Annotated in this window: 20 protein-coding genes; 10 read left to right on the top strand and 10 right to left on the bottom strand. The window is 45.8% G+C overall.

Translation table 11 applies throughout. From position 1 onward, the window contains the following. Positions 1–31: 31 nt before the first annotated feature. The 9 genes from OO778_RS19455 to deoD all read right to left on the bottom strand — a co-directional run bounded on the left by OO778_RS19455 (position 32) and on the right by deoD (position 10,717). Complete coding sequence (locus OO778_RS19455) at positions 32–871, bottom strand: energy-coupling factor transporter transmembrane component T (protein WP_005394899.1); 840 nt, start codon at positions 869–871, stop codon at positions 32–34. After that, positions 868–2,607: a DUF3744 domain-containing protein gene (locus OO778_RS19450; RefSeq protein ID WP_258614115.1), complete on the bottom strand. Its 1,740-nt coding sequence runs from the start codon at positions 2,605–2,607 to the stop codon at positions 868–870. Before OO778_RS19450 ends, OO778_RS19455 begins: the two co-directional genes overlap by 4 nt. Before the next feature lie 6 nt (positions 2,608–2,613). Beyond that, a complete protein-coding gene (locus OO778_RS19445; protein WP_006741939.1) occupies positions 2,614–3,162 on the bottom strand; it encodes an ECF-type riboflavin transporter substrate-binding protein in 549 nt (182 codons plus the stop codon). A 337-nt stretch (positions 3,163–3,499) separates the two neighbouring features. Beyond that, the gene (locus tag OO778_RS19440) at positions 3,500–4,630 is read right to left on the bottom strand and encodes an HlyD family secretion protein (RefSeq protein WP_047009576.1); all 1,131 of its coding nucleotides are present in this window, start codon (positions 4,628–4,630) and stop codon (positions 3,500–3,502) included. Further along, complete coding sequence (locus OO778_RS19435) at positions 4,630–5,010, bottom strand: DUF3302 domain-containing protein (RefSeq protein ID WP_006741936.1); 381 nt, start codon at positions 5,008–5,010, stop codon at positions 4,630–4,632. The genes OO778_RS19440 and OO778_RS19435 overlap by 1 nt, the downstream gene beginning before the upstream one ends. A gap of 243 nt (positions 5,011–5,253) precedes the next feature. Then, positions 5,254–6,837 carry a diguanylate cyclase gene (locus OO778_RS19430; RefSeq protein ID WP_104972897.1) on the bottom strand — a complete coding sequence of 528 codons (1,584 nt, stop codon included), beginning with the start codon at positions 6,835–6,837 and terminating at the stop codon, positions 5,254–5,256. Continuing rightward, positions 6,821–8,305: a hypothetical protein gene (locus OO778_RS19425; RefSeq protein ID WP_046875780.1), complete on the bottom strand. Its 1,485-nt coding sequence runs from the start codon at positions 8,303–8,305 to the stop codon at positions 6,821–6,823. The genes OO778_RS19430 and OO778_RS19425 overlap by 17 nt, the downstream gene beginning before the upstream one ends. A 160-nt stretch (positions 8,306–8,465) precedes the next feature. Further along, positions 8,466–9,935: a hypothetical protein gene (locus OO778_RS19420; RefSeq protein WP_005394913.1), complete on the bottom strand. Its 1,470-nt coding sequence runs from the start codon at positions 9,933–9,935 to the stop codon at positions 8,466–8,468. A 71-nt stretch (positions 9,936–10,006) separates the two neighbouring features. Then, a complete protein-coding gene (deoD, locus tag OO778_RS19415) occupies positions 10,007–10,717 on the bottom strand; it encodes a purine-nucleoside phosphorylase (RefSeq protein WP_005394915.1) in 711 nt (236 codons plus the stop codon). Positions 10,718–11,114: 397 nt separating this feature from the next. Here deoD and OO778_RS19410 point away from each other — a divergent pair, with 397 nt between their 5' ends. From OO778_RS19410 to OO778_RS19395, 4 genes are read left to right on the top strand one after another with little or no spacing between them, the layout of a single operon-like run. Then, a complete protein-coding gene (locus OO778_RS19410) occupies positions 11,115–12,065 on the top strand; it encodes a DUF523 and DUF1722 domain-containing protein (protein WP_046875782.1) in 951 nt (316 codons plus the stop codon). Next, complete coding sequence (locus OO778_RS19405) at positions 12,055–12,858, top strand: MerR family transcriptional regulator (RefSeq protein ID WP_074190406.1); 804 nt, start codon at positions 12,055–12,057, stop codon at positions 12,856–12,858. Before OO778_RS19410 ends, OO778_RS19405 begins: the two co-directional genes overlap by 11 nt. Before the next feature lie 19 nt (positions 12,859–12,877). Next, positions 12,878–14,293: a deoxyribodipyrimidine photo-lyase gene (phrB, locus tag OO778_RS19400; protein WP_074190407.1), complete on the top strand. Its 1,416-nt coding sequence runs from the start codon at positions 12,878–12,880 to the stop codon at positions 14,291–14,293. A gap of 6 nt (positions 14,294–14,299) precedes the next feature. Next, complete coding sequence (locus OO778_RS19395; protein WP_005394922.1) at positions 14,300–15,226, top strand: L,D-transpeptidase family protein; 927 nt, start codon at positions 14,300–14,302, stop codon at positions 15,224–15,226. A gap of 26 nt (positions 15,227–15,252) precedes the next feature. Here the strand turns inward: OO778_RS19395 and OO778_RS19390 are convergent, their stop codons facing one another. Further along, positions 15,253–15,507: an Lpp/OprI family alanine-zipper lipoprotein gene (locus tag OO778_RS19390; protein ID WP_005375145.1), complete on the bottom strand. Its 255-nt coding sequence runs from the start codon at positions 15,505–15,507 to the stop codon at positions 15,253–15,255. A gap of 552 nt (positions 15,508–16,059) precedes the next feature. On the opposite strand from OO778_RS19390, the gene OO778_RS19385 reads away from it, so the two are divergent. From OO778_RS19385 to OO778_RS19360, 6 genes are all read left to right on the top strand, one after another. After that, complete coding sequence (locus tag OO778_RS19385) at positions 16,060–17,403, top strand: DEAD/DEAH box helicase (RefSeq protein WP_047009779.1); 1,344 nt, start codon at positions 16,060–16,062, stop codon at positions 17,401–17,403. A gap of 326 nt (positions 17,404–17,729) precedes the next feature. Further along, the gene (locus tag OO778_RS19380) at positions 17,730–19,727 is read left to right on the top strand and encodes a prolyl oligopeptidase family serine peptidase (protein WP_074190408.1); all 1,998 of its coding nucleotides are present in this window, start codon (positions 17,730–17,732) and stop codon (positions 19,725–19,727) included. After that, entirely contained in the window at positions 19,728–21,866 is a 2,139-nt protein-coding gene (locus OO778_RS19375) for a TonB-dependent hemoglobin/transferrin/lactoferrin family receptor (protein WP_074190409.1), read from the top strand. A gap of 12 nt (positions 21,867–21,878) precedes the next feature. Then, complete coding sequence (locus OO778_RS19370; protein WP_074190410.1) at positions 21,879–24,131, top strand: proprotein convertase P-domain-containing protein; 2,253 nt, start codon at positions 21,879–21,881, stop codon at positions 24,129–24,131. A 25-nt stretch (positions 24,132–24,156) separates the two neighbouring features. Next, positions 24,157–25,590: a DUF1566 domain-containing protein gene (locus tag OO778_RS19365; protein WP_074190411.1), complete on the top strand. Its 1,434-nt coding sequence runs from the start codon at positions 24,157–24,159 to the stop codon at positions 25,588–25,590. A 1-nt stretch (position 25,591) separates the two neighbouring features. Next, positions 25,592–26,164: a DUF1566 domain-containing protein gene (locus OO778_RS19360; RefSeq protein WP_074190412.1), complete on the top strand. Its 573-nt coding sequence runs from the start codon at positions 25,592–25,594 to the stop codon at positions 26,162–26,164. The last annotated feature ends 83 nt before the right edge of the window (positions 26,165–26,247 follow it).

Raw genomic sequence — 26,247 nt, 5'->3', positions numbered from 1 at the left:
CCACGTTATGTTCAGCTTGAAGCTTTAGAATTTAAAACGGATACCAGAACAGTTGTGTGTCCATAACACGCTTGCTGATCGCAGCAATCACTATCACTGCAATCCCCGCCATGCAGATCATATCGGCTTTGGTCAGGGGTTTTAGGCTGTACCAGGTGCGAGATGAGTGACGGCCAAAACCACGTAGCGTCATCGCGTTTGAGATTTGGTCTGCTCTGTCCAAACTAGAGAAAATAAGAGGGCCAAGAATCTTCGCCACGTTCTTCATACGAGTGAACAACGGAGCCTTCTTACTCAGTTCTACTCCGCGTGCTTGTTGCGCGTGCATGATGTTAACAAAGTCCTTTTTCACTTCCGGCAAGTAGCGCAGCGTTAAGCTCACGGCATAGGCGATTTTGTAAGGCACACCCAAGCGGTTCAAGCTAGCTGAAAACTCCGTCGGGTGAGTGGTAAATACAAACACTAACGCGATTGGGAACATGCTGAAGTATTTCAACGTCACTGTTACTAGGTAAAACAACGTCTCTTGAGTGAGCGAGTAATTACCGGGTAACGAGAGTAAAACCGTTGATGAGCCCATGAACTCAGTGCCTTGTTGCGGCGCTAACGCGAACATAAACAGGGCATTGATCAGCAATACCGTGCCAGTACCGAGTAAAAGTGGTTTGTAGACATGAAATGGCACTTTGGTCATTTTCAATAAGCCCAAACCAAGCACGATCAACAGTGCAATGATTCGCAAGTCAAACGTGGTCAACACCACCGTTACCCAAGCAATGAAAAGCAAGAACTTAGTAATGCCATTCAACTTATGAAGTGGCGATTGGGTATCGATGTAGTTGATACCAAACTTCATCTTATTGTCTTTCATGCCACCGCTTTCTCTGGTTGGTTTACTTCGCTGCTTTTTTGTTGGCGGTGCGCTTTTTCTACATTGATAAAATGCTGCATAAAGCCATTGGTGTCTTCGATGCCAACTTTCGTAGCCAACTCAAACAGACTTGTTGTGGTGAGGTTTGCTTGGTCTAGTAGCTCTGGACTGCTGAATACCTGCGTCATTGGTGCATCCGCGACTAATTTACTGTCTGCAATCACGATAGAGCGTGTGGTGTATTCCAGCACTAAATGCATGTCGTGGGAGATGATCATCACGGTTACGCCCAACTCGCGATTGAGCTTTTCGATGAAACTCAGCATTGATGTGTAGTTCCGGTAGTCCTGACCTGCCGTCGGTTCATCAAGGATCAGAAGCTCTGGTTCCAAGACCAAAATTGACGCAATGGTTACGCGCTTTTTCTGGCCGTAGCTCAATGCTTCGATTGGCCAGTGACGGTATTTGCTCAAACCGCACAGCTCGAGGACTTCAAGTACTTTTGCTTCGATTTGTTTCTCTTCAATGCCACGATTACGGAGGCCGAAGGCCACTTCGTCGAAAATCATGTGATGGGAAATCATGTGATTCGGGTTTTGCATCACCACGCCCACTTTCTGGCTGCGGTCGAAGATGGTCAGTTCGTTTAGATCTTGACCATTCATGCTCATTGAGCCGCTATCCGCTTCAATAACGCCCATAATCAGTTTGGTGATGGTCGATTTACCCGAGCCATTTTTGCCAAGTACAGAGACAAACTCGCCACGCTTGATGTCAAAACTCACGTCTTCTAGCGCGTTTTTCTCACCGTCGTAAGAATAGGTGAGGCCACGGACTTCAAGCAAAGTCTCGGCTAGCGTTTTAGGTGGTTGTGCTGTTGAACCATCAAACCATGCTTGTACTGCTGGTTTATATTGCTCCAACGGTAAGGTAGTTAAGCTAGAAGGTTTTGCATCGCCCTCAATCGCGCAGCCTGCTTCTTTCAGAGCCGAAATATAAAGCGGCTCGCGGATACCGTAATCTTCTAGCAGAGGCGACGCTAAAATTTCATCTGGTGTTGTATCGGCAATGATTTCGCCGCTTTCCATCAAGATAATACGGTCAACTGAGCGATGCAGAACGTCCTCAAGACGATGCTCAATGATTACGATGGTTTTGCCCGTTTCGCGGTGTAGGTTATCGATGATCTCGATGGTTTTTTTACCCGTTTTAGGGTCAAGCGCAGCTAGTGGTTCATCAAACAAAAGGATATCGACGTCATCGACGAGAATGCCCGCCAAAGAAACACGCTGTTTCTGCCCGCCAGATAAATCGTGGGGAGAGCGATCTAACATCTGTTCCAAGTCGACCATTTTGGCCGTGGCTTTGACCAATGGGTACATGTCGATGTTAGAAGTTAGCTGGTTTTCCAGCGCAAATGCGATGTCTTCGCCAATGCTCAAGCCGACAAATTGGCTGTCCGTATCTTGCAGTACGGTGCCAACTTGCTCAGTGTATTGGTGCATGTCGAAAGGGGCGGTGTCTTGACCATTGATGGTCAGTGTTCCACTGGTTTCCCCTTTGATTGCGTGTGGGATCAGTCCGTTAAGACATTGCCCAAGGGTAGATTTACCACTACCACTTGGACCTATAATGACGATTTTCTCTCCTTTCTCTATCCTTAGATTGATATTTTTTAGCGTCGGTTTGTCCAGCGACTCATATCTAAAAGAGAAGTTAGAAAATTCGATTGTCATTCGACATTAAGCCTCTGTTAAGTTACGGCTTTGCTTGTTACGTTTAGCGACAGACTTAAGAATGAAGAAGCCAACAATAGCAATAAGAATGGTGTTACCGATCGCGATAATTGAAAGCTGGGTAAACACTTTAGTGAACGGTTCTGCGTATAAAATCGTGTCGAGGAATGCAGAGCAACCGTAACCAAATACGTTGCCTAATAGCGCAAGTACTACGAATAACACGAAGTCTTTCATATTGAAATCGCCTTTCTCTAAACGGTAGCGCGTTAGAGAAGGGAATAGACCGATAATCAAACCAACAATACCTGAACCAAGTACCCAAGTGAGCCATACGCCCCAACCTGCGAATAGGTCAGTGACCCAGTGGCCAATAAAACCAACCAAAAAGCCAACAAGTGGGCCAAATAGTACTGAGAACAATGCTAATACTGCCATGGCTGGTTTTAGCGTTGTGTTTGCAAACACAGGGATGCCAAACATAGGTAAGCCACCGATGCCGTAAAGAGCAGCACCAATTGCAATAACCACAACGGTTTTAGCAGAAAGATTCATAGATAACCTCAGTTCAATGGTCGATTTTAAAGAACGTTCATTTATATTGTTGGAAAGCATTGGTTATTTGATTGTGTAACATATATCCAAAACAACCAAGCTGCTTATTGTTTGCTCTATTTTTCTTCAGGAAATGTGTGATTTGATTCACGTATCCCTTTGACTGGCTTTGTTTTTTAGCAAGCATTAAAAATAAGGCGCGCATTATACAGAATATTGATAACAGTGGGAATGCTATCTGTCTGGATGGCTAGAATGAAATCGGAGGCTGATTGTCAGCCCCCGATTACACTTTCTGATACTATTTTCATCGATAAATGAATGAGCTAGCTGTTCATTAATGGTCTAGGTACAAATAATTCTGCCAGCTCTTCATGCGAATCAGCACTTTGCGCATCACTGACACGTGAGTAAAGCTGTCTGAGTAAACGGCGACTTCAACCGCGGTACCCATTGGTAGGTGGTATTCGCTCAAATCGTCCGTGATTTTCAGCTTCGCAAATACACGTCCGCTTGTGCGCAGGGCATCGGTACCAAGCAGAGCACCTCTGGCTTGAATTTGGCTTTCACCAATAGCTGGAATCACGTCGATGACTTCGCCACGGAATACCTTGCCCGGTATCGCACGGAACATAAACTCCGCTTCAAAGCCTGCCTTCAAACGTTGTAGCGAGTTTTGTCTGAACGCTGCGGTGTACGTAATGTCTTCGGTATGAACGAAGGTCATTGCAGGGGCAAGCGGCAACGGCACAGCCATCACACCAGGGCGCAAAGCCAATTGCGTAACGTAACCATCGGTTGGCGCACGAACGACGGTTTGCTCAAGGTTGAACTCTGCTTTACGTAGCTCAGCGAGTAGTTGCGCGACTTGGGTATTCTCACCGCCGATTTCCGACTCTAATGCGATCTGTGCTTGCTCTTGCTGCAAAATGGCAACGTCTAGCATGGCTTCTGCCGCTTTGTACGCTTGGCGTCGAGTATCTAAATCTTGTTCCGTAAACGCGCCGCGATCAAAGCCCCTTTGATATCGGCTAAATTCTCTTTGCGCTTTATCTCTATCGGCTTGTGCTTTCAAAACTGCCGCTTCTGCCTCTCTCAAGTCAGACTCTAAACTCAACGCGCCTTGGCTTGCTTCTTTAACTTTCGCTTCAAGGCGTGCGACTTCCGCTTCAAAAGGCACAGGGTCGATTTTGAAAAGAATATCGCCCGTTTTGAGCGGTTGGTTCGCTTGAACGGGCACTTCCACAACGCGGCCACGTACACCAGAGACGATAGGCGTGGTTGGGAATACTTGGTTACCTAACTGAGTAAATGGGTGGTTGTAGTTCATAAGAAGGACGAGTGTGCCCACCAACACTACGCCGCCAAGTACGGCTGTAGGTACGGTCCATTTGTTCAAAGGAATATTAAAGACTTTAAAAATGGCGATACAAAGGGCTGTGTAAGTCAGAATCAGCAATAAATCCATTATTCGTCCTCTTTACTTTGTTCAGTCAAAGGCCTTTGCTGAATCTTTTGTTGTTTCAACATCGATACTTCGTTTTTAAGTTCGTTGACTTCGTCGATGAGCTCTTCAAGACGGTGATGAATGTCGTGCGTTTCTTGCTCAAGTTGTTTGAAGCCCCAGCCTCGCTCCTTGCGCCACAATGTTGCCCATATCCATAAAAATGGCCACAGTGCATGTAAAGTGAAAAGGCTAACCCAGCCTGCGTAATGAATTGCGTCTTGATGAGGGTGTTCGCGTTCTTTAGCAATTTCATACGGGATATCGTGAATAACGATAATCCCGTAGAAGATCACCAAAGCAACGAAGATGAGTAACCCAAGTGCAAAATAGTCTAGAAACATCTTACCTGCCTGTGCTTGTTACCTAATGGAAAATCTTACGTAAATGAACAGTTTAAGTATTTGTCTTAACTATCGTTCAATCAAGTTATTTTGTACTTGAATTATGTTTATGCGATATCCGTATCGATTGCTATTCGAGGACAATAAGAAGTGAAGGCGCTTATAATCAAACTAAGTAGTAATAAAGTAAGGAATGGAGAATAAAAGCCACGGTTATGCCCCAAGTGAAGGTTGGGGCATGGTTTAAAGTTCGGTACAGACTTGGTTTCGGCCATTGGCTTTGGCGCGGTACAAGGCTTTGTCGGCGCGATAGAAGGTACGTTGGGTATTCTCTCCTTCTCGATGTAAGGTAATCCCGATCGATACGGTCAACCCCCGCTCGCCAAGAATATCGACCCAACCATATTGATAAATGCGTTCGCGGTAATTCTCGGCATGCATTTCTGCTCGCTCTAGATTGCTATTCTCTAGAATGACAAGAAACTCTTCACCGCCAAAGCGAACGCAAGAAGCGCCTTTAAATTTGAAGTATCCTGCTAATTCTTGAGACACACGTTTAATCGCTTTGTCTCCAACAAGGTGACTGAGCTCGTCATTGATGGACTTAAAATGGTCAATATCGATGACCATCAACGCAAATTCAGTATCGTGCAAAAGCAGGTCTTTGAGTTTGACTTCTAACCAACGTCGGTTGTGCAAAGAGGTCAGCGGGTCAGTAAAGACATCTTGCTGTAGTTGAGCGACCGTATTCTTATGTTGTTTGGTGGTTTCCTTGAGTTCTTTGTTTTCAAGTTCTGACAAAATGAGTTTGAGCTGTAGTTCAAAACGAGAAAGTCGACGTAATTGAGTAGAACCCAATTCACCAATTGGAATGTGTTTGACAAGGTCAGATTCAATGCGAAACGCTTTTTTTTCACAGTTTAATGCTTTCTGAAATAACCCTTGAGAAGCGTAAACTTGACTCATTGCGTTGTAAAAATGCTGAGCGACAAGAGGAGACGAGTGCTTCTGAATTCGTTTACCGATAGAGTCCAGCACTAAGTTGGCTAAAGAGATGTGTCCGACACCGTTTAGACAATATGCGGTCTCGATTTTGACCATTGTGGACAACCAGTACGTGGTAGCACTGCCCGTCGTATACTGAACATTCGAGATAGCAAGCAATGCGTTAGGGTAATCCTCTTGCAAACGATGCAGTTTGGCTCGGTAGAGATGAATTTGCGCAGCAAGGTTTTTGTCACTGACGAGGATACTTAGCTCTTCACACTCACTCAATAATTCTTGTGCATCTGCGGTACGGTTCAAACTGATGTAACAGGCAAGCATGTAAAGTTTGTAGCGCAGACGTAGGGAGCGACTGCTAATGGCGTGATCGATCGCATCGATTTTTTGGTAATAACGCAAGGCGCGATGGTGATCCCCATAGGCATCGCACAAATTGCCCATTCCAATAATAGCCAGTACGTACTCATCAATATAGCCATATTCGACGGCGATATTCGTTGCAGCAACATATTCGGTTAATGCCGCGTTGTAGTCACCTACTTCTACTAAACGATCACTCAAGCTTGCTTTTACAGACAGAATATCTTCTACATCGTCGGGTAAAACGAGCAACTCAAGGGCTTGTCGTAGTTCTTCGATGCTGTCGTTGAGCTGTTTAATTTCTCGTCGATACTCGGCACTAATGATATAGCAATGTGCTTTTTCTCGGTTCGTGGATGCAATATGTAACCCGATGTGCTCCCACAGCGTAATCGCTTCTTCACCAGAGACGGAAGAAGGATCGATGCCTGCGTCAGTAACCTTGCTAAGCAGTTGTTCCATGCTTCATTACCTCAATATAGCTTTCTTCGAGTTGCTCCAAAGTGAATGGGAAGGTCAGGATATCTTGCAAATACAGTATCGGTTTGGGACCTTTTAGCCCGCGACGTTTCCATGGATAGATGTCTAACATTGCCTGAACCGTACGATAGACATCTTCTGCTGCTTGACCTTTCTCAGCAATTAACATAGCTAGTCTGTCACTGGAAATTCGTGAGATGAGATCATTTGAGGTCGTCAATGCATGAACTAGCTCAGTACAAACATCGAGAAATTCGGGGTTTGTATGCTGAATCATAATGATCGCGTGGTTGGAGCGTTTGAGCTCTGTTTTAAATAGAACTAACTGTTCCCACCAGTAGGTCTCGGACACAACATTAGAAAACTGTTTTTCAGGGTCATATTCATGTTGAGAACGGATTCGATTAATCAGCTTACGCGCTCGTTGCTCTAGCTGGCGTTTGGAGCCGCGTGCTTTATCCATACTGACTCGATGAGTCTGTTCTTTGAGCATTTTAAGTGCATGTTTACGGTATTTTTTAAACGCGTTAAACGCCGATTCAAAATCACCTTGCTCTTCAGCGACTCGAGATTGCTGAAAGCAGATCTGACTTAGTAGCTCGCCGTTGTCAAAACTAAGCGCGGACTCTTCTGCTGCGAGTAGTAACTTTGCTGCACTATCCGTATTTTTGCGTAAGAGTTCGAGCCTTGCGCGGCTAATAAACGAGTGTGCCTTCATCCAAATGAGATCATGTTCAATAGCGAGTTTATGGGCCTTTTGTGTGGCTTCTTCTGCGGCATCAAGGCGTTCTAGCCCAAGTAGCGCTAGGCCTTTAAAGTCCCAGATCTCGGCTTGCCATGTGCTGTCATCATGATCTTTTAGTACTTCGGTTGCACCATCCAGCACAGTGAGCATTTCGACAAACTTATTCAGTAAGTAATAGTCCCAAGCCAACAGGATACGAGCTTTGCCTTCCAACCAAGCAATACGGACGTTGTTTGCCACTTTAACGGCCAACTCATGAGTGGAAGCGGCAAGTTGATGCTCATTTGTGATGCGCCATACGTTGCCAAGCCCAATTAGAGATTCGATTTGAATTTCAATATCATCAACGAGGGCGGATTGTTCGAGTGCATTAATCCAATATTGTTGGGCTGAGTAATACTTTGCTTGTCCCCAATATTGAAGAGCAAATAAATGAAGAATTTCGGGCAGGTGGTCGTCGGTTTCAAGTTGAGTTTGCTTGCTATAGGCGTCTTTGACTAGCTTTAAGCCTTGTCGGTAATCCATTAGGCACCAACAGCACTGCGCCATTATCAACAATGCTCTGATTTCACCATCCACAAATAAAATTTGCTCCGCGCGGATACGGTATTGCTGCGCAATACTGAAGGTGTGTTCAGGGGCCGTTTTTATTTGGCCTTTAAGCTTTTTGAGCTCATCTTCTAGCTGAATTTGGTTTTTATCCAACGTTCACATCCATGACTATCGAACTGGAATTCACACCTAATATTAAGTGGTTAGATGCATGTTTTATTACCAAAACGATGCGGATAACGCTTTGGTAAACGATTAGGTGCCGTAATGTATACTGTCACAGCCCCTAATTACTACATCTAAATGCCAATAGTTACGATAGGAGCTGTTTGATGGTCAAAGGAGCATCAGTGACTTCTAGCCTTTGTGCGGCGGTAAGACCCTGCTTATCCTGATAGCACAAATTATGCCAAGCTCTGAATATATCTAAAAGAGGTAAAATTCCAGCAGGTCGTAATTTGCGACGTGGCTCGTTAATGAAGCTTTCGAAAAGGATCTGGAAGCGATTTTGATAGAACTGCACATGGCGAGTTGTTGCAACGTTAAACCATTTCTCGGGCTCATTTCTATCACCTGCAAGGTAGCAAATGCCTTTGTGGCTTTCGTCTTGAGTGGAGATCGCCCAGCGATCTCGCCACCAGCTCATATAGGCGATATCGACCTTGCCAAAAGGTGTGCTCATGTCCCAATTTGCATCTTCTTCTACGTACATCAAGTCGACATTTTTCTCTTTAATTCGAGACAAACAAACGCTCAGTGCTGCCGAACGTAGTAGGGGGTCTTGAGGCATATATAGAGATACACGTTTGTTGGGGCAACACATATCAAGTACATGCAGGTAATGAGCGTATGATGTGTAAGGCGGACGAACTAATGCACCTTTAGATGGGTAATGGAATACAGAAAGATTACCAAGAGGATCTTCCACGTTACCGCGAGCCAAAATGGTTTGGTATTTTTGGTCAATACGCTCACGCAGGAGGTTCGAAGGTTCCGCTGGCGGTTCACTTGCTTCCGCTGTGTACTCTTGGGAAACAAAACGAGAGACCTCGTCGTACGGGTTATGGTCTAGCGTGGCGATTGGCTCTTCATCAGCAGAATAGTTCACATGTTGACAAAGAATATAGCCTGAGTGGGCTTCACCAGAAACAATCCAGTAGACACCATTATTGCTGTTTGGCTGCAATGCAACATAGTTTGAGGCCAATTCATAGTGCGTTGCGTGGTTTACCCAACGAGCATCAATAGTGGCTAATTTACGGCGACAGCGACTCGCAATATGATCAACATGGTCGTAAAAGGTTTTCGGGTTGATACTGAGTTTTCGGCAGATCTCGCGCACAGAGTAACCAGTAAACAATAAGCCCATTAAATTCTCTTGGAATTGTAGCTTCTTGTTCGCGCCTGACCATTTATCAACAAAGGTACTTTGACACGCTTTACAACGGTAACGTTGACGATCACCACTGTAACCGAAAGCGTGGTAGAGGTGTTTATGTGTGTGGACGGATAGTCCAAAGTTCTCGCAATCATCATTGCGGCACGCAGGCAACCCGTCACTGTGGACGTGTCGCAGGCGATGAAGTTCGTTCACGACATCGCGATTGTTAAGTAAGGGGGGGAAAGCTCCACATTCACGGCATACCATCGCCGGACGTTTAGGGTTAGCATGTTGCAGAACGTAACGCTTTGCATCACTCAATCCAAAGTTGTCACACGCCAATGTTTTACAAAAGTTGAGTTGTAACCCATCTGCGTCTTTTGGCAGTTCGCCGTTAGACACAATCGCCCCCTCGGGATAATTCGGGCAGCCAGCAATAACTCTGGCTGCAAATTATTACTTACTACTTGTTCTTAGATGTTGATTGCGGTTTCTAGCGCAACTTTCATCATGTCGTTGAACGACTTTTGACGCTCTTCTGAGCTTAGTTTTTCGCCACGGATGATGTGGTCAGAAACCGTTAGGATAGTTAACGCCTTCGCACCTAGGTCTGCAGCAACACCGTAGATACCAGCCGCTTCCATGTCTACACCTAGGATGCCTAGTTTTTCCATCTTCTCGAAGATGTCAGCTTCTGGTGTGTAGAACAGGTCTGCAGAGAATACATTACCAACTTTCACTGGTACTTGTTGAGCTCGTGCTTGGTTTACCGCTTCTTCTAGAAGGCCGTAGTCAGCGATTGCAGCGAAGTCGTGGTTGTTGAAACGGATACGGTTTACTTTAGAGTCTGTAGAAGCTCCCATACCGATAACAACGTCCATTAGGTTAACGTCGTCACGTACCGCACCACAGCTACCTACACGGATTACGTTTTTCACACCGTATTCTGCGATTAGCTCGTGTACGTAGATACAGCAAGAAGGGATACCCATGCCGTGACCCATAACAGACACTTTTTTGCCTTTGTAAGTGCCAGTAAAGCCGAACATGTTACGAACGTCACAAACTTGCTTCACATCTTCAAGAAACGTTTCTGCGATGTATTTAGCACGTAAAGGGTCGCCTGGCATTAGAACCGTTTCAGCGAAATCACCTGGTTGTGCATTGATGTGTGGGGTTGCCATAAGTGCTCTCCAAAGTTTTGTTTTGATAAAACGCCTCTAGTATAGAACGCTATTACCAATTCTGTTGAACTTGTTCGTTTTCGTTGAAGCAATAATATCGGGACGTACAGTGGCCCCTTGAGAGCTTAGTCACAAAAACCACGCTTTTAGAAACCATGAACGTCATTGATAACTAAATCTGTTGAAAGTAAAAGAGCAATCGATTCGCTTTTGAGCGATTTGTCGATTGCGCGCACAAAATGGACATTGAGAACATAAAAAACTTTTGAGAAAGCGCTGATCGAAATGCTCTTGAGAAAAGTAAAACGATTAAATTGTACAATTTATTTTCTTGTACAATCTGAAAAGCCTTGCTATAAGTTATACAACAAAACATTTTGTATAGGGATGCGTCATCATGGAATCTTCAATCAAAGTAGGTATCAGTTCTTGTGTTTTGGGTGAACGGGTTCGTTTTGACTCTGGTCATAAAGTCAGTAACTTTGTGACTAAAGAGCTCAGCCCATATTTTGACTTTGTTTCGGTATGTCCCGAAGTGGGCGTCGGAATGCCAGTGCCGCGACCAACAATTCGTTTGATTTCCGAAGAAGAGCGTGTGGCGCTGGTAGAAACTAAAAATCCAGAAAATGACCATACCGATAATATGCTTGCTTACTCTGCTAACAAAGTGGAGGAGCTACAAAGCGAGCAACTTTGTGGTTACATCGTCTGTGCCAAGTCTCCAACTTGCGGTATGGAGCGCGTCAAGGTTTATAGCAAAAATAACGCAGCGAAAGAAGGCGTCGGCTTGTACACACAAACGCTGATGAAAAAAATGCCTTGGTTGCCCGTCGAAGAGGATGGCCGACTCAACGATCCTGTATTAAAAGAAAACTTTATTACCCGAGTATTTTGCCTAAACGACTTTTATGACTCGATGGACGGAGAGCCAACTCGAGGCAAAATTATCGATTTTCATTCGCGCTATAAGTTGACCTTGATGGCGCATCACCCTGAGTCATACCGCTCTCTTGGTCGTTTAGTTGCCGATGTCGCTAGCTATGAAATCGAAGAATTCTATCAAGAGTATCGCTTAGGTCTTATGAAGGCACTTGCGAATCGTGCTAGCCGAAAAAACAACACTAACGTACTAATGCATTTACAAGGGTATTTTAAGCGCGCTTTAACTAAAGACGAAAAAGAAGAATTAGCAACAGTAATTCATGACTACCGCACTGGTACATTGCCATTATTAGCACCGTTGACATTGATTAAGCACTACTTAAACACTTACCCAGATGAGTACTTAGCAAAACAGAAGTTTTTAGAACCGTATCCGCAGGAGATGAGATTACGCTATGGTTTGTAGTTCAGAAGAAAAGCTATACGCGATCCGAGATGTCGCAGAAATCACGGGTGTGAAACCAGTTACGCTAAGAGCTTGGCAGAGAAGATACAATTTGATCCAGCCGCAGCGAACAGAAAAAGGGCACAGACTTTATCGACAGCAAGATCTCGATACGATTCGTGAAGTCCAGAGTTGGCTCGCGAAGGGGATTGCCATCGGTAAAGTAAAGGGACTTTTGGGAAAAAGTGCTGACGTAGAAGTCAACAATGAAGTTCGTACTCTCGAAGAAGTAGAAACCATGTTATCAGCACTTTCGAAACTGAATCGAGGTAAAGCGGAGAGCTTACTTGCCTCTGTTCTCAAAGAGTATCCATTGAACTTGGTTATTGAACAATTTATCGACCCTGTATTTGACGCGCTGGAGATGGTCAAAGGATCGCTGAGATCGTTGCAGATGGGGTTATTTCAAACTTGTTTGATTACTCGTCTTGCCCTTGTTATCGACTCTGAAAACAAAGCCGCTTCCAAAGGGAAGTGCTTGCTTATCAGCTTTGAACAACATAGAGAAGCAGAGAGCTGGATTCAAGCAGCGAAGTTGTGTGAGCAAGGGTATCACACGACGTTGATCGACAAAGTTGATGATGTCTCTGGTTTACTGGAGCACGAAGTTGTTGATAGCTACTCGCTCATTTACCTGTTTTCCAATAAAGCGCTGGCAGCTAAGCAAGTGGAGTCCATCAAAATGCTTCAAACACGTTTTGAAGAACGTATTGGATGTTCTGAAGTGATTGAGAAACTGCACCTAACAGAGTAGACGAAACGAAGGAGACACCATGATCTTAGTATGGTTTCGACGTGATTTACGAACGTTAGACCACACCGCACTTAAGGCGGCGTTAGATTCAGGTCAGCCTGTTGTCGCTTGTTTTATCGCGACGCCAGAGCAGTGGCGAGAACACCACATGGCACCGATGCAGGCGGATCTCATTGCTCGTCGTTTAGAGTATCTCAACGACGAGTTGGAAAGCCTGAATGTTCCTTTTTTATATAAAGAGGTGCCGTCGTTTTCTGATTGTACCGAAGTGATTAGTGGATGGGCGAAAACACTTGAAGCAACGTCTGTTATGGCGAATATTCACTATGAAGTGAATGAACGAGAGCTCGATGCACAAGTGAATGAGGCGCTAGCTTCCCATGATATCGATTTTGAACTGTTTCACGACAAATGTGTGCACCCACCAACGACGGTTCTCAATAAGCAAGGTGAGTATTTTAAGGTATTTACACCATTCAAACGTGCTTGGTTGACGCAGTTTCAAATGCCAGCGGTAACAAAGCCTCACGAACAAGCGCCGCTAAGCAGTAAACTATTGGAACAATTAGAGCCTATTCGATTTAGTTCAGACTTCACGTTTAGCTATCCTCGAGAGTCCAGCGAGGATTGGTTTGCTTCGACCAATGATGTTTTAAAGCAGCTTAGGGAATTTGCTCGTGAGCGCAGTGATGCTTACAAGGAAGATCGAGATTTTCCGGCTATTGTTGGCACCAGTCAACTGTCTCCCTATCTTGCGATTGGTGCATTGTCACCAAGGCAATGTATTGCTCGCTTGTATGCTGAAAACCAACAAAATGACCTAACAGAAGGGAAAGCAACTTGGTTGAGTGAGATCATTTGGCGTGAGTTTTATCAGCACCTGTTGGTTTTCGAACCAAAGCTCGTTAAAGGCAAAGGCTTTATCGACTGGGAAGATAAAATCCAGTGGTCTTATGATGAGCAGGCTTTTGAGCGGTGGAAGGCTGGAGCGACAGGGTACCCGATCGTCGATGCAGCAATGCGTCAGCTCAACCAAACAGGCTGGATGCATAACAGGCTTCGTATGGTTGTCGCGAGCTTTCTCACCAAGGATTTACACATTGACTGGCGTTGGGGCGAAGCGTACTTCATGAGTAAGCTGGTGGACGGCGATTTCGCAGCAAACAATGGTGGTTGGCAGTGGTCTGCATCGACGGGTTGTGATGGGCAGCCGTACTTCCGTATTTTCAACCCGATAAGCCAAGGTGAGAAGTTTGACTCTGATGGTCAATTCGTGCGCCACTGGGTGCCTGAACTCAAAAGTGTGCCAAACAAATACATCCATAAACCTTGGACTTGGGAGGGATTTTCTTTACTGGAATATCACAAGCCGATGGTTGATCACAAGACAGAAAGAGAGATAACCTTACGGCTCTTTAAAAGTGCCAAGGAATAAAGTGAAATGCTTAGCAAAAAGCGATCAATGAGTTTCGCAAAACGTACGCTGTTATCTGTATCGTTATCTTTAGCGAGTGGTTTGTCATTCGCTAAAATGTACGAGCTACCAGAGGATGGCAGTCGTTTAATTGGTCGCCTTGAAAACCACGTCGTGCAAGAAGGCGAAACCATGGCAAATATTGCCAAGCACTATGATGTCGGGATGCTAGGTTTAATGGCGGCAAATAAAGGCGTGGATCCCTTCTTGCCAGAAGAGGGACACGTTCTTACTATTCCAACACAACTGATCCTCCCAGATGTACCCCACAAAGGCATTGTCATTAATTTAGCGGAATTGCGCTTATACTACTTCCCGAAAGGAGAAGATATTGTGCATGTATTCCCCGTGGGAATCGGGCGAATTGGGCGAGACACCCCGGTGATGACAACGCGTATTAGCCAAAAGCGTCCAAACCCTACGTGGACGCCGCCAGCCTCGATTCGTGCCGAGTACAAAGCGAAGGGCATTGACTTGCCAACCGTTGTACCTGCCGGTCCAGACAACCCTCTTGGGATGTTTGCATTGCGTTTAGCCTACGGAAATGGCGAGTACCTTATTCACGGTACCAACAAAGATTTCGGCATCGGCATGCGAGTCAGCGCGGGTTGTATTCGTATGGACCCGAGCGACATTGAATGGTTGTTTGAAAAAGTTCGTAACGGTGAAGAAGTGAATATCATTAACCAACCAGTGAAAGTATCACTAGAGCCGGACAGAAGTGTATTTTTAGAGGCACATGAGCCATTGACTCGCAGCAATGGTGAGAAAGATCACCTACAGGTACCAAAAGAGCTAAAGTGGTGGCTGGATGAGTTCGGACTGAAAAATGTGAAGGCTAAAGCAGCGATTGCCGCACAGAATGGGGTTCCTGTCGAAATAACCGCGCCTTAACAGGCGTTAAGACGCGGTATCAAATCTTACTTAGTGTAAGACTGAGCGATGTTATCGATACGCTCGTTAGCACGCTCAGCTTCTTCTTGAGCAGCCATTGCTGCTGCACCTGATTTTTGAACGTCAGATTGAAGAGCTTGTACGTCTTGGCTTAGTTGGCTAACTTGGTTGCTTAGTTCGTCTAGTTTTGCTGCATTTGCTGTTGCTGCGTCATCAGAAGAAGCACAACCTGCTAGTAGAAGTACTGAAGTTGCTGCAGCTGCGATCAACGTTTTGTTCATATAAGAACTCCTTGCTTATAGTGAAAGTCTCGCTACCAACTATTATTTTATACAGTAGCGAGGTTAAATGTGGATACATTTTATCAGTACATGATGTAGCAAAAGTCAAAAAAACCCAAGAATTTCATGGAGTACCTGACGTCAACTTTTACCTGAGCTTAACAAAGGTGAGTGAATTATCATCTCCCTTATTCCCACAACAGTTCTCATAGCAGGTGTTTTTGCCACGTTCCTGATATCAATAATTTAGACGATATTGACACAAATGAAAGTTTCTCGGCGCAAATAACTGCCATTTGCGCAATTTTATTGGAGAACGAGAGGCACACCTTGAGTTCGCTTTTCTCTAAATCTTAAGCCAAGCAGCTGACCAATAAAGCGAGGGTTTGTTCTTAATTGAGCCGCAAATGATGTTTTGTTTTCATCTGTGGGAATTAGTTTGTGTGATCTCTATCTATACTCCTATGATTTGCGGTATTATACCGAGCTTTATTTTTTTGCTGCGTTAGAGCGGAAACGACATTACAGAGCGCTCAGACGCTGACTGATTTATTGGAGAATACTTTGCAATTTAAAGATCTAGGCCTAGACAACCGATTGTTGAAGAACCTAAAACACTACGATTTTAAAAAACCAACTGACATTCAAAAGCAGGCTATTCCTGTTGCGATTGCAGGCAAGGATTTATTGGCATCTTCGAAAACGGGTTCGGGCAAGACTTTGGCGTTTGTATTACCAATGCTTCACAAGTCTTTAAAGACAAAATCGTTTTCTGCCAAAGACCCTCGCGCAGTTATTCTTGCTCCCACTCGTGAGCTAGCGAAACAAGTGTATGGTGAGCTTCGCTCTATGCTTGCTGGCCTATCTTATGAAGCTGCATTGATTTTGGGTGGTGAGAACTTTAATGATCAAGTGAAAGCACTGCGCCGTTACCCGAAATTCATCGTGGCGACACCAGGACGTCTGGCTGACCACTTAGAGCACCGCTCGCTTTACCTTGAAGGTTTGGAAACGCTGATCCTTGATGAAGCAGACCGTATGCTGGATTTGGGCTTTGCACCAGAGCTTCGTCGTATCCATAAAGCAGCTAAGCATCGTCGCCGTCAAACATTAATGTTCTCTGCAACGTTGGATCACGCCGACGTAAATGACATTGCGGCTGAAATGCTTAATGCTCCGAAACGTATTGCTATAGGTGTTTCTAACGAAGAACACAAAGATATCACGCAAAAATTCTACCTGTGTGATCATCTTGATCATAAAGAGGCGATTCTAGATCGCGTACTTTCAGAAGCAGAATATCGCCAAGTTATCATCTTTACGGCGACGCGCGATGATACTGAGCGCCTAACAGCGAAGCTAAACGAGAAGAAACTGAAGGCCGTTGCATTGAGTGGTAACTTGAACCAGACTCAACGCAATACGATCATGAGCCAGTTTGAGCGAGCGGTATTCAAGATCCTAGTGACAACAGATGTTGCTTCTCGTGGTTTGGATATTGCGACAGTGACACACGTCATTAACTTCGATATGCCAAAGCATACTGAAGAATATGTACACCGTGTTGGCCGTACGGGCCGTGCTGGTAACAAGGGTGATGCGATTTCTCTTGTTGGTCCAAAAGACTGGGATAGCTTTAAACGTGTAGAAGCTTACCTACAACAAGATCTTGAGTTTTCAGTATTCGAAGATCTGAAAGGTAAGTTCAAAGGCCTGAAGCCACCTAAGCCAGATTTCCGTAACAAGAAAGCGACAGCGAAGAAATCACGCCCTCAAGCGAAGAAGTCGGCTAAGAAACCTGTTAAACGTGACAAGAGTTTCTACAAAAACGTATCAGTGGGTGATGATGTGTTCATCCCGAAGAAAAAGCCAGCGGCACCAAACTCTGAAGAGTAAAAGTCGCTCCAGTTTTCAACTGATTTTAGTTTTTCAAAACCCGAGTGTTCGCACTCGGGTTTTTTTATGCTTATCTCCAGGCGAAATGATGTCTTTCTATACTAACGTGTTTGCTAGGCTTTTATATTTATCTGGTTTTATATAAACAGCATAGATCGCTAATTTAGAGAGATATTAAGTTTTATCACCTCGGTCCAAGCAAACGTTTTTCCTCACATACTAGATAAAAATTTCACATGATTATGAAAATGATAATTGATCTCATTTTTATTTAAGGGCAAAATACGCGCCATTGTATTAATCCTATAAATGAATTCGCTCTCTATATGAAATTTACTCATGTTTTTTTAGGGCTCATAATTACCTCTAGTTCTTGCTTTGCCGTTAATGACTTTAATTGGTTGAGAGATGACGCTCGTAAAGATGAGCGAGTTCTTACCTACCTAACAGAGCTGAACCGTAAGACTGAACAGCATCAAAAAAAATATCAGACGTTGACGCAAGATCTGCTCGCGCAGTGGGAAGCCATGGTGGCAGATAAAGGTGATAAACCATGGTCGATCGTAAATGGACGCGAATGGACGTTAACGCGTCGTGACGGTGGTTATGTGTTGCTATCACGTTCGAACCAGTATGCACAAGAGAACACAGTATTTGATTTCTCTGAACGTCAATCTGCATATCCGTATTATCAAGTAGGGCAGTGGCAAGTAAGCGGAGACACGTTGCTTTTCACTGAAGATATTGATGGCAGCGAGCAATATCGCGCCGTGGTTGTTGATTTACTCTCTGGCCAATCTACGGAGCTGTCAACGCACGTCGATAGCGGTGTATTGCTTTCACCTGATGGTAAGATGGCTTACCTCGTTTCGAAGGAAATGCGTACACAGCGACCTCATCAGATCCTACGCATCTCCACTGAATCTTTGGCTAAAACAGTTGTATGGCACGAATACAAATCAGATTGGTTACTTTCTTTCTACCGTGCGGCAGATAGCCGTTACGTGGTGCTGCAAAGCAACAACGAGTCAACCACAGAGCAGAAGCTTGTTGATCTAGAAACGGGCACCGTAAGCGATTCACTGAGAGTGCCGGAAGCGGGCGTGGAATATTACGCGGATGTGGCGAAAGGGCGCGTTTACATCAACAGCAACCTTGAAGGTACATTTGCACTTTATCAAACCGATCTAGCACCTCTTAGCGCAACATGGCAACGCTTTACTACCCCTCGTGAACCGCTTGACCAGTTCTACCTTTATGATGCAGGAGTTGTGGCACTCAGTAAGCCGAACAACGTAGCGACATTGACGGTGTATTCATACCAAGGTCAGGAAAAAGTGATACTGCCATTGGAACAGGATGGCAATGTCGCTTGGTTGAGCACGTTGGGCGATTTTGAATCAAACAAGATTCGTATACGAAGCATGTCGATGACTACGCCTCCTCAGTGGGAAGAGTTCGATGTAAAAACGCTGACTAAAACCTTGTATTCTCAAGATGCTTACCAAGATTTTGATAGTCAACGTTATGTCTCCCAACGCATTTTTATCAAGCACGATGGTGTTTCTGTCCCGGTCTCTTTAGCGTATCGCAAAGACAAATTACACGCGAAATCACCCGTGATGATTTACGGTTATGGCGCATATGGTTTTACGATGAAACCGTACTTTATGCCTCAAGTCATAAGCTTGCTCGACCAAGGCGTGATTTACGCTATCGCCCATGTTCGCGGCGGTGGGTATTTTGGCGATGAGTGGCACGAACAAGGCCGTGGTGTGCGAAAAGCCAATTCTATTGGTGATTTTGTCGCGGCGGTTAAGGCGTTGCAAACATTCGAACGTGGCAATAGAGAGGTTTTTGCCATCGGCTCAAGTGCTGGTGGCACGTTGGTCGCGGGAGCGGTTAATCAAGACCCTAAATTATTTTCAGGTGTCGTGCTTAAAGTACCTTTTGTTGACGTGGTAGCAAGCATGTCGGACACCTCACTTCCGCTGACCACACAGCAGTATGGCGAATGGGGTAACCCAACCAAATCTGAGCAATTGGCGCTAATGAAAGCGTACGATCCAATTCTCAACATTCATAAAGACGCTTACCCACCCATGCTGGTTCAAGTCGGTTTGATCGATCAGCGCGTGCCTTACTGGGAAGGTGCCAAGTATCTCGCCAAGGTTTCCGCGCTAAGTGAGCTCGACGGGCCGTACTTGTTGCAGACCGATTTTAATTCGGGCCACCAAATGGACCCACGACAAGCGCAAGAACAACAAGCAAAAGAATACGCCTTTCTTTTATCACTAATTAAAACATCTAAAGCGGAGCAGTAAATGAAGCTTACCCCAGTGTCAGCGGCAGTACTTTCGGTACTAGCTGCCAGCCAAGTGCACGCCAAATCTGACGTTTTCTCTATGGAAGAGGTCGTGGTGACGGCGAATCGGATTGAACAACCAATGTCTGAACTAGCAGGCAGCGTCGCAGTTGTCACTAGCGAAGAGATTGAACAAAAGGGCGAAACAGAACTTTATGATGCGCTGCGTCATGAACCTGGGGTAAGTGTGTCGGGTGGCGCTGGGCGTCCACAAAACATCACGATTCGAGGCATGACGGGTAACCGCATTATGATCATTCGTGACGGCATTCGCTCAGCAGACGGTTTTGGTGCGAATGACAGCAATGACAAAGTGGGCCGCGATACGTTTGATCTTTCTAATTTGGAATCATTAGAAGTAGTGAAAGGGGCGAGCTCCTCAGTCTTAGGTTCTGGTGCTATCGGTGGCGCTGTGATTCTAAAATCCAAACAGCCGGGCGAGTTTTTAAAAGATCGTGACTTTTATGTTGATGCCACGGGCACGTACACGGGGATCAGCAATAAATACAAAGGCGCGAGCAATCTGGCATTTCGTTCTGGCGACACGGAGAGCTTAGTCAACGCGGCGTATTGGCAAGGTGAAGAGACGCGTAACTTCAGCCAAGATTTGTACAACCGCGATTTGGATGGTTACAGCGCGTCATACGCCATCAATCATTTCCTCAATGATGAAGTGATGGTCAAAGCGCGTGCCGAACTTTATCGGCAAGACCAACAACGCCTGGAAGGTTCGCCATCTATACAGAAGGATGGCAAATGGCATATCGAAGACTTCGCAGAAGATGAATCGACAAAAGAGTACAGCGCTTACATTGGTGCAGAGGTTACACCGATTAATCCAACTTGGTTCGAAGAGTTAGATACAAAGGTCTACTGGCGCCACACCGAAGTGGTGGAAGACACGAATCGTTTAATGAGACAAGTTGACCACAATGGTTTGACTGTTAGACGTCGCGAGCTAGAACACAAAACCTTCATTGACGAAACAATTGGCTTCCGTGGTGATTTCACCAATACGATTTATGCTGCAAATGCTGAGCACCAATTGGCTTACGGTATCGAGCTTTCTACTGACTATTATGAACGCACAGATAGCGATTCCAAGATTGATTGGAACGGGGTAACGCCTTCGACCAAACAACCTTTCGCTCCTGCTCGTGCTTATAACATTGGTCTGTACGTTCGAGACATGGTGGAGCTGGATAAATGGACCATTACAGGCGGCCTGCGCTTTGATGCGCACCGTCTAACACCGGACGGTGAGGGTGAAGTGGGCGGTTTCCCATTAAAAGACATGGATAGCTCAGAGGTATCTCCAAGCCTATCGATTTCTCGTGAAGTGTTTGCCAATAACATCGCTTATATATCTTATAACCACGGTTATCGTGCTCCGGAATACGACAAAGCGTATGGCTTCGTAAACCATGACTTTGTGCCGCTAACGCCGTTTGTCATTGCACCGAACATGGATCTAGAGGCTGAAACTTCGGATTCCTTTGAAATCGGTAACAAATTCGATAATGGCCACGCGCAACTTTACGTTTCTGCGTTTTACAACAAGTTCCAAAACTTCATCGATGTTGTTACCACAGGGCAAGATAACTTCGGTAACTACATCAAGCAATACCAAAATTTACACGGCGTTGAAACCTACGGCGCGGAGCTTTCTGGTGCGTATGCTTTCACATCGTCTTGGAAGCTAAGTACCAAGCTTGGTTATGTTGACGGAAAGGATGCCGAAGGCGAGTACGTTCGTAGCATCACACCTTTCGAGGGCAATGTTGGGCTGAACTATCAGCAGCAAGACTTTAATGCGTTCGCAACGTGGAACTGGGCTGGTTCGATGGATCGTGTGCCGAGTTGCCAAACGTCACTTGGACAAAAGACCGAGTGCGCACAAACAGATTCATGGAACACGTTCGATTTGGGGGCAAGTTACCAAATCACCAAAGATTTTCGTTTGAGTGCGACCATCATCAACCTGTTCGACAAAGAATACATTCGCTACCAAGACGTTGCTGGCATAGCAGATGAGAGCAAACGCTACTCAACGGAACCAGGTCGTTACTTTACGGTTAACGCGAAGTACATCTTTTAGTAGGAGTCCTGCATGAAACTCAAACTTTTGGCGCTTTCTCTTACGTTGGCAGGCGTTCAAGTGACGAACGCTGCAGAGTGGGATTACCCTAGCGCGGCTATTACGGTCACGAACCAAGCCGAAGCGCTGCGCTATTTACAAGCCAATTACGCTAGCGCTGGCGAACTTAAGTTTCGCTATCAAACCCGTTCTCAGCTCGGAGATCATTACAACTTTGATGTGTGGGTCGATGGGCAGTATCAACCGCAACGCACCATTGTGCTGTCGACTAACCAAGACAGCGAAGTCGAGCGTATTTTCAAAAGCCTTGAAGATACGGTGATTCGTAATGGCGAGGCGATGCCAGCCGGAGAACTGGAGCTGCCTGTTCGATTGGAAGTGACCGAGCCGCCAGCATTGAGCTCTGGTGAGTTAGTGACGGTTCCCGTCTCACTCTTTGATCCTGATTTACGTACAATGCAACAACAAGCTGCGCCTGATTCTACTTGGAATTCGTTAGAGGATTATCCGCAGCCACTTCAATATGTTGAGAAGCAGATTCAAGTTTTGCAGTCTGGTGGCAAGTTCTACCTAGCCAACGAGCGCGTTAAACAGGTGGATGCACTTGCATTACTGTCTTCACCTGCGGTAGGTGCGGAGCCTGTGCGTGATACAAGCAGTATTTTGCCGCCTGAGGGGGTTCAATCTTTTGCGGATGTAAAAGCGATGCAAAGCGCTCAACTTGGCGACAATGCCTTTTTGCAGTTGATGGTGTTTTACCATCTTGATAGCTCACTGCAGTACTTATCGAGCTTGAGCTATGACTTATTTGAAGAGCCGCTTCGTTTTGATGGGCGTGGTTTAGCGCTCGACAACTCTTCTTACTACACAGGTTCGCGTGCGCTGATGTTAGGCGTTGGCGGAGTATCTCCAGATGCTGCAGATGCAGATGTGATTTTGCACGAGCTAGGACACGGTATTCACTATCAAATCGTTCCTGATTGGGCGTATGGACATACTGGCGCGATTGGAGAAGGTGTTGGTGATTACTGGGCGGGCAGCGCGAGCTACCGAACACAGTATTTAGACGCAGCTCGCCGTGGCCAAGAATTCGAGTTAGATACGGTGTTCAACTGGGACGGTATGTTCGGAACACGCAAAACAACTCGTAGCTTATGGAACCAAAGAGCGCGTTACTTCGAGAGCTCAGAGTATCCAGCGCACGTTAGTGTGGGCGGTGAACTAGGCGATGAGCTGTGGTCAACGCCACTGTTCCAAGCGCTTAAAGCATCGGTTGAACGATACGGTGATGACACCGATAGCGTGTTCCGCGAGTTTGACGCCATTGTCCTTGAAGGCATGTATGGCATTGGTCGTGGCGTGAAAATGCATGATCTGGCGGAATCGACCGTGTTTGCCGCAAACACCTTGTTCCCAAATAAAGACTATGCCCAATTCCTAACGGACAGCTTCAACAAACACAACTTACTTAAAGCGCCTCTTCGCGTTCGCTATAACGCTCGATACATCGCACAAGGTCAAGACGTTGGTGTGAGCCTGAGCCAAACTGGCCGCGAAGCGAGCATCAAAGGGCAATGGCAGCTAAACAACGCATCCGTTTTCGACTTTGATGAAACGCTTTCTGATTCGACCTCAATGAAGGTAGCGTTACCAAGCGGTCTGACGTGTGGCACGCAATTCGATTCCTCTATTTCATTGGATTACCAATTTGCTGAAGGCCTAAAGACTCACCAGTGGAGTGAAAAGGTGATGCTGGTTAATGGTACGCCAGATCTCGATATCCAGCCTCAATCAGTGAGCTCTGCTTTGCCGGAGCAGGGCGACAGACTGTTCTCTCAGACGCTATCGGACAAGTCGCGCACGATTGATGATTCGTTTGCGGTTTACCTGAACATCGAACATGACTCACTGCAGGATCTGCAAGTGACGCTAGTGTCTCCACAAGGCAAATCGGTCGTGTTACTCAGCCATCAATCAAGCAATACCAATGGATTTAAAGGTTACTTCACCGCTCAGTATGACGAGGAGTTACAAGCTCTTGTCGGTCAACCGAGTTGGGGTACTTGGCGTCTCGAAGTATCTGACCGTGTGTCAGGGAACTCTGGGGTGTTGAAAGAGTGGGGTGTGAGTCACTTTGCTCAGTATCAGTGCAGTGCTGATACCACTAAAGAAAGCAGTGGTGGTGGTTCAGGTGGCAGTGGCTCGCCTTGGACCTTGTTAGGACTTTTCCTGCTTTCAATGGTGAGAGTGATTCGCTCTCGTTAATTAAAATCAAAAGAAGATAAAATCTATGAAGTTTCAATATTCTTTCGTTGCTATGTCACTAGCCCTAGCTGGCTGTGGCGGTGGTTCTGGTGGTGACACGTCGGCACCGACCTATGATGTAGCTGGCACCATCGTTTCTGCAGGTACACTTCTTGATACGCCAGTGTGCATCGATTTAAACCAAAACTACGTTTGTGATACCACTGAACCGAGTGCTAAAACGGATAATGCTGGTACATTTAGCCTGACTTCAAGCAACAAGAACGTACTAACCAGCACCATTCTTGCTCAAGTTGATCAAGGTTCAAACCAAACGTTGCGTCTTGCGGCTCCGGGCCAAAACTTAGCAACGGGTAACACGGTCAATGGTTTAACAACGTTGCTCGCAGGTCTTGTAATTGACGGTAAAACCGTTGCTCAAGCTGAAGAGATCGTAAAAGCGCAACTCACCGATGCCGGCGTTTCTCTGTCTGGTACGGTAATGTCTAACGCACAAGCCAGCGAGCTAGACAAGCTAGAGCAAAACACGGTTGCGCTATTAGCTGCGATGCAACCACAACAAATGACCAAAGGTGTAGCGTTGCTTGCTCAAAGCCTTAGCTTCCAAGGTAAATCGTTGGTTTCTGATCTTCTGTCTGAAGCTCAAGTGAGTGCATTTGCTGAAGAAATTGCAGCGGTTGCTGAACAAACGGTTGGCAGCAACGATACGGGCGCCGTTCTTCATTTTGCTGATGGCGCCACAGACGTTGCTGAGGTTCAAGCTTCTTACCCTGGTCAAGATGCGGAATACGGTTTCGACAAAGAGGACAAGCAAACGTCGACAGGCGCTGGCTTTAAGTTCGTTAAGCTAGATTCACAAGGTGCTGCTTTAGCTGCAGATGCCACGGAGTGGGCTTGTACTATGGACGAGCGTACTGGTCTTGTTTGGGAAAACAAAAGTGCGGATGCGAGCTCGGTTCAATTTAAAGATCGTACATTCGTGTATGAGTCAGCAACATTCAAACCGTATTACGAAGATCTTGAAGTTGTTGGTTGTGTGGATGCTGCTGATGGCATCTGTTCAACAAGCCAATATGTTGAACATATAAACAAGCAATCACTATGTGGCATTACTGATTGGCGCCTACCAACATACCAAGAGTTCTACGATGTTCTCGACTTAGGTGAGACAGAGAAAGATACCGACGGCAATGTCTATGGTATGACGACAGCTTACTTCCCTCAACAGGGTAAGGGCAGCCCTGATATTGAATCCGGTGCTATTTGGCTGAGTGATTTCACATTTAATAATTACTCTACTGCTAACTACGAAGGTGCGCTTCAATTTGCAGTCGTTGCAGCGAAAGGCGCTGACCGTGGTTACGTCAGCTTTGTTGAGATTTATTCTGACAAAGTGGAGCGTAACGCAGGCGCGTCATTCCAATTCCCAATCCGTCTAGTAGCAGTAAAGGGCCAATAAGATGAAGAAACTAATCACCGCGTTATCTCTTGTTCTAGCTTCTCAAGCAGCCATGGCGGCACAAGAATGTTCAGCTGATTTTGGAAAAACAGCGCCTAACTCTCGTTACACCTACTCTGATGCTGGGACGGTAACTGACTTAAAAACGGGCCTAACGTGGATGCGTTGCCCTGTTGGCTCAACGTGGAATGCGGCAAATGAAGCATGTGACGGCGCTGCGACTAAGATGTCATGGCAGTTAGCGCTATCAACCGCTGAGCAAATCCGCAATGAATCGGGTAATCATGCTTTACATGACTTCGCTGGCAAAAAGAATTGGCGCTTGCCAAACATTAAGGAATTGGTCGCGCTGACGGAGCGTGCTTGCCACAGCCCTGCGATGAACGGCACTGCATTCGCAAGTGGCTACACGCTAGAGGTGGGTGATTATGCAGGTTACATCTGGAGTAACACTCCAAACGGTGATGGGTCAAATGTCATGGTGTTTGATTCAGTGAATGGTGAGGTTTACAACTGGAACCCACTAGAGCCAACGAACACTTTCTCTGTTCTACTGGTCACTGACGAAGAATAACCACACCGTTGGATTTTCTCTAATCCAGATATTAAAAAGCTCCGCCAGTGCGGAGCTTTCTTCATTTCTAACCTTTGGAACTT

The organism is Vibrio sp. STUT-A16 (assembly GCF_026000495.1).
In the GTDB taxonomy this organism is placed as follows: Bacteria; Pseudomonadota; Gammaproteobacteria; order Enterobacterales; family Vibrionaceae; genus Vibrio; species Vibrio diabolicus.
This window is presented reverse-complemented; position numbering and strand designations above follow the sequence as displayed.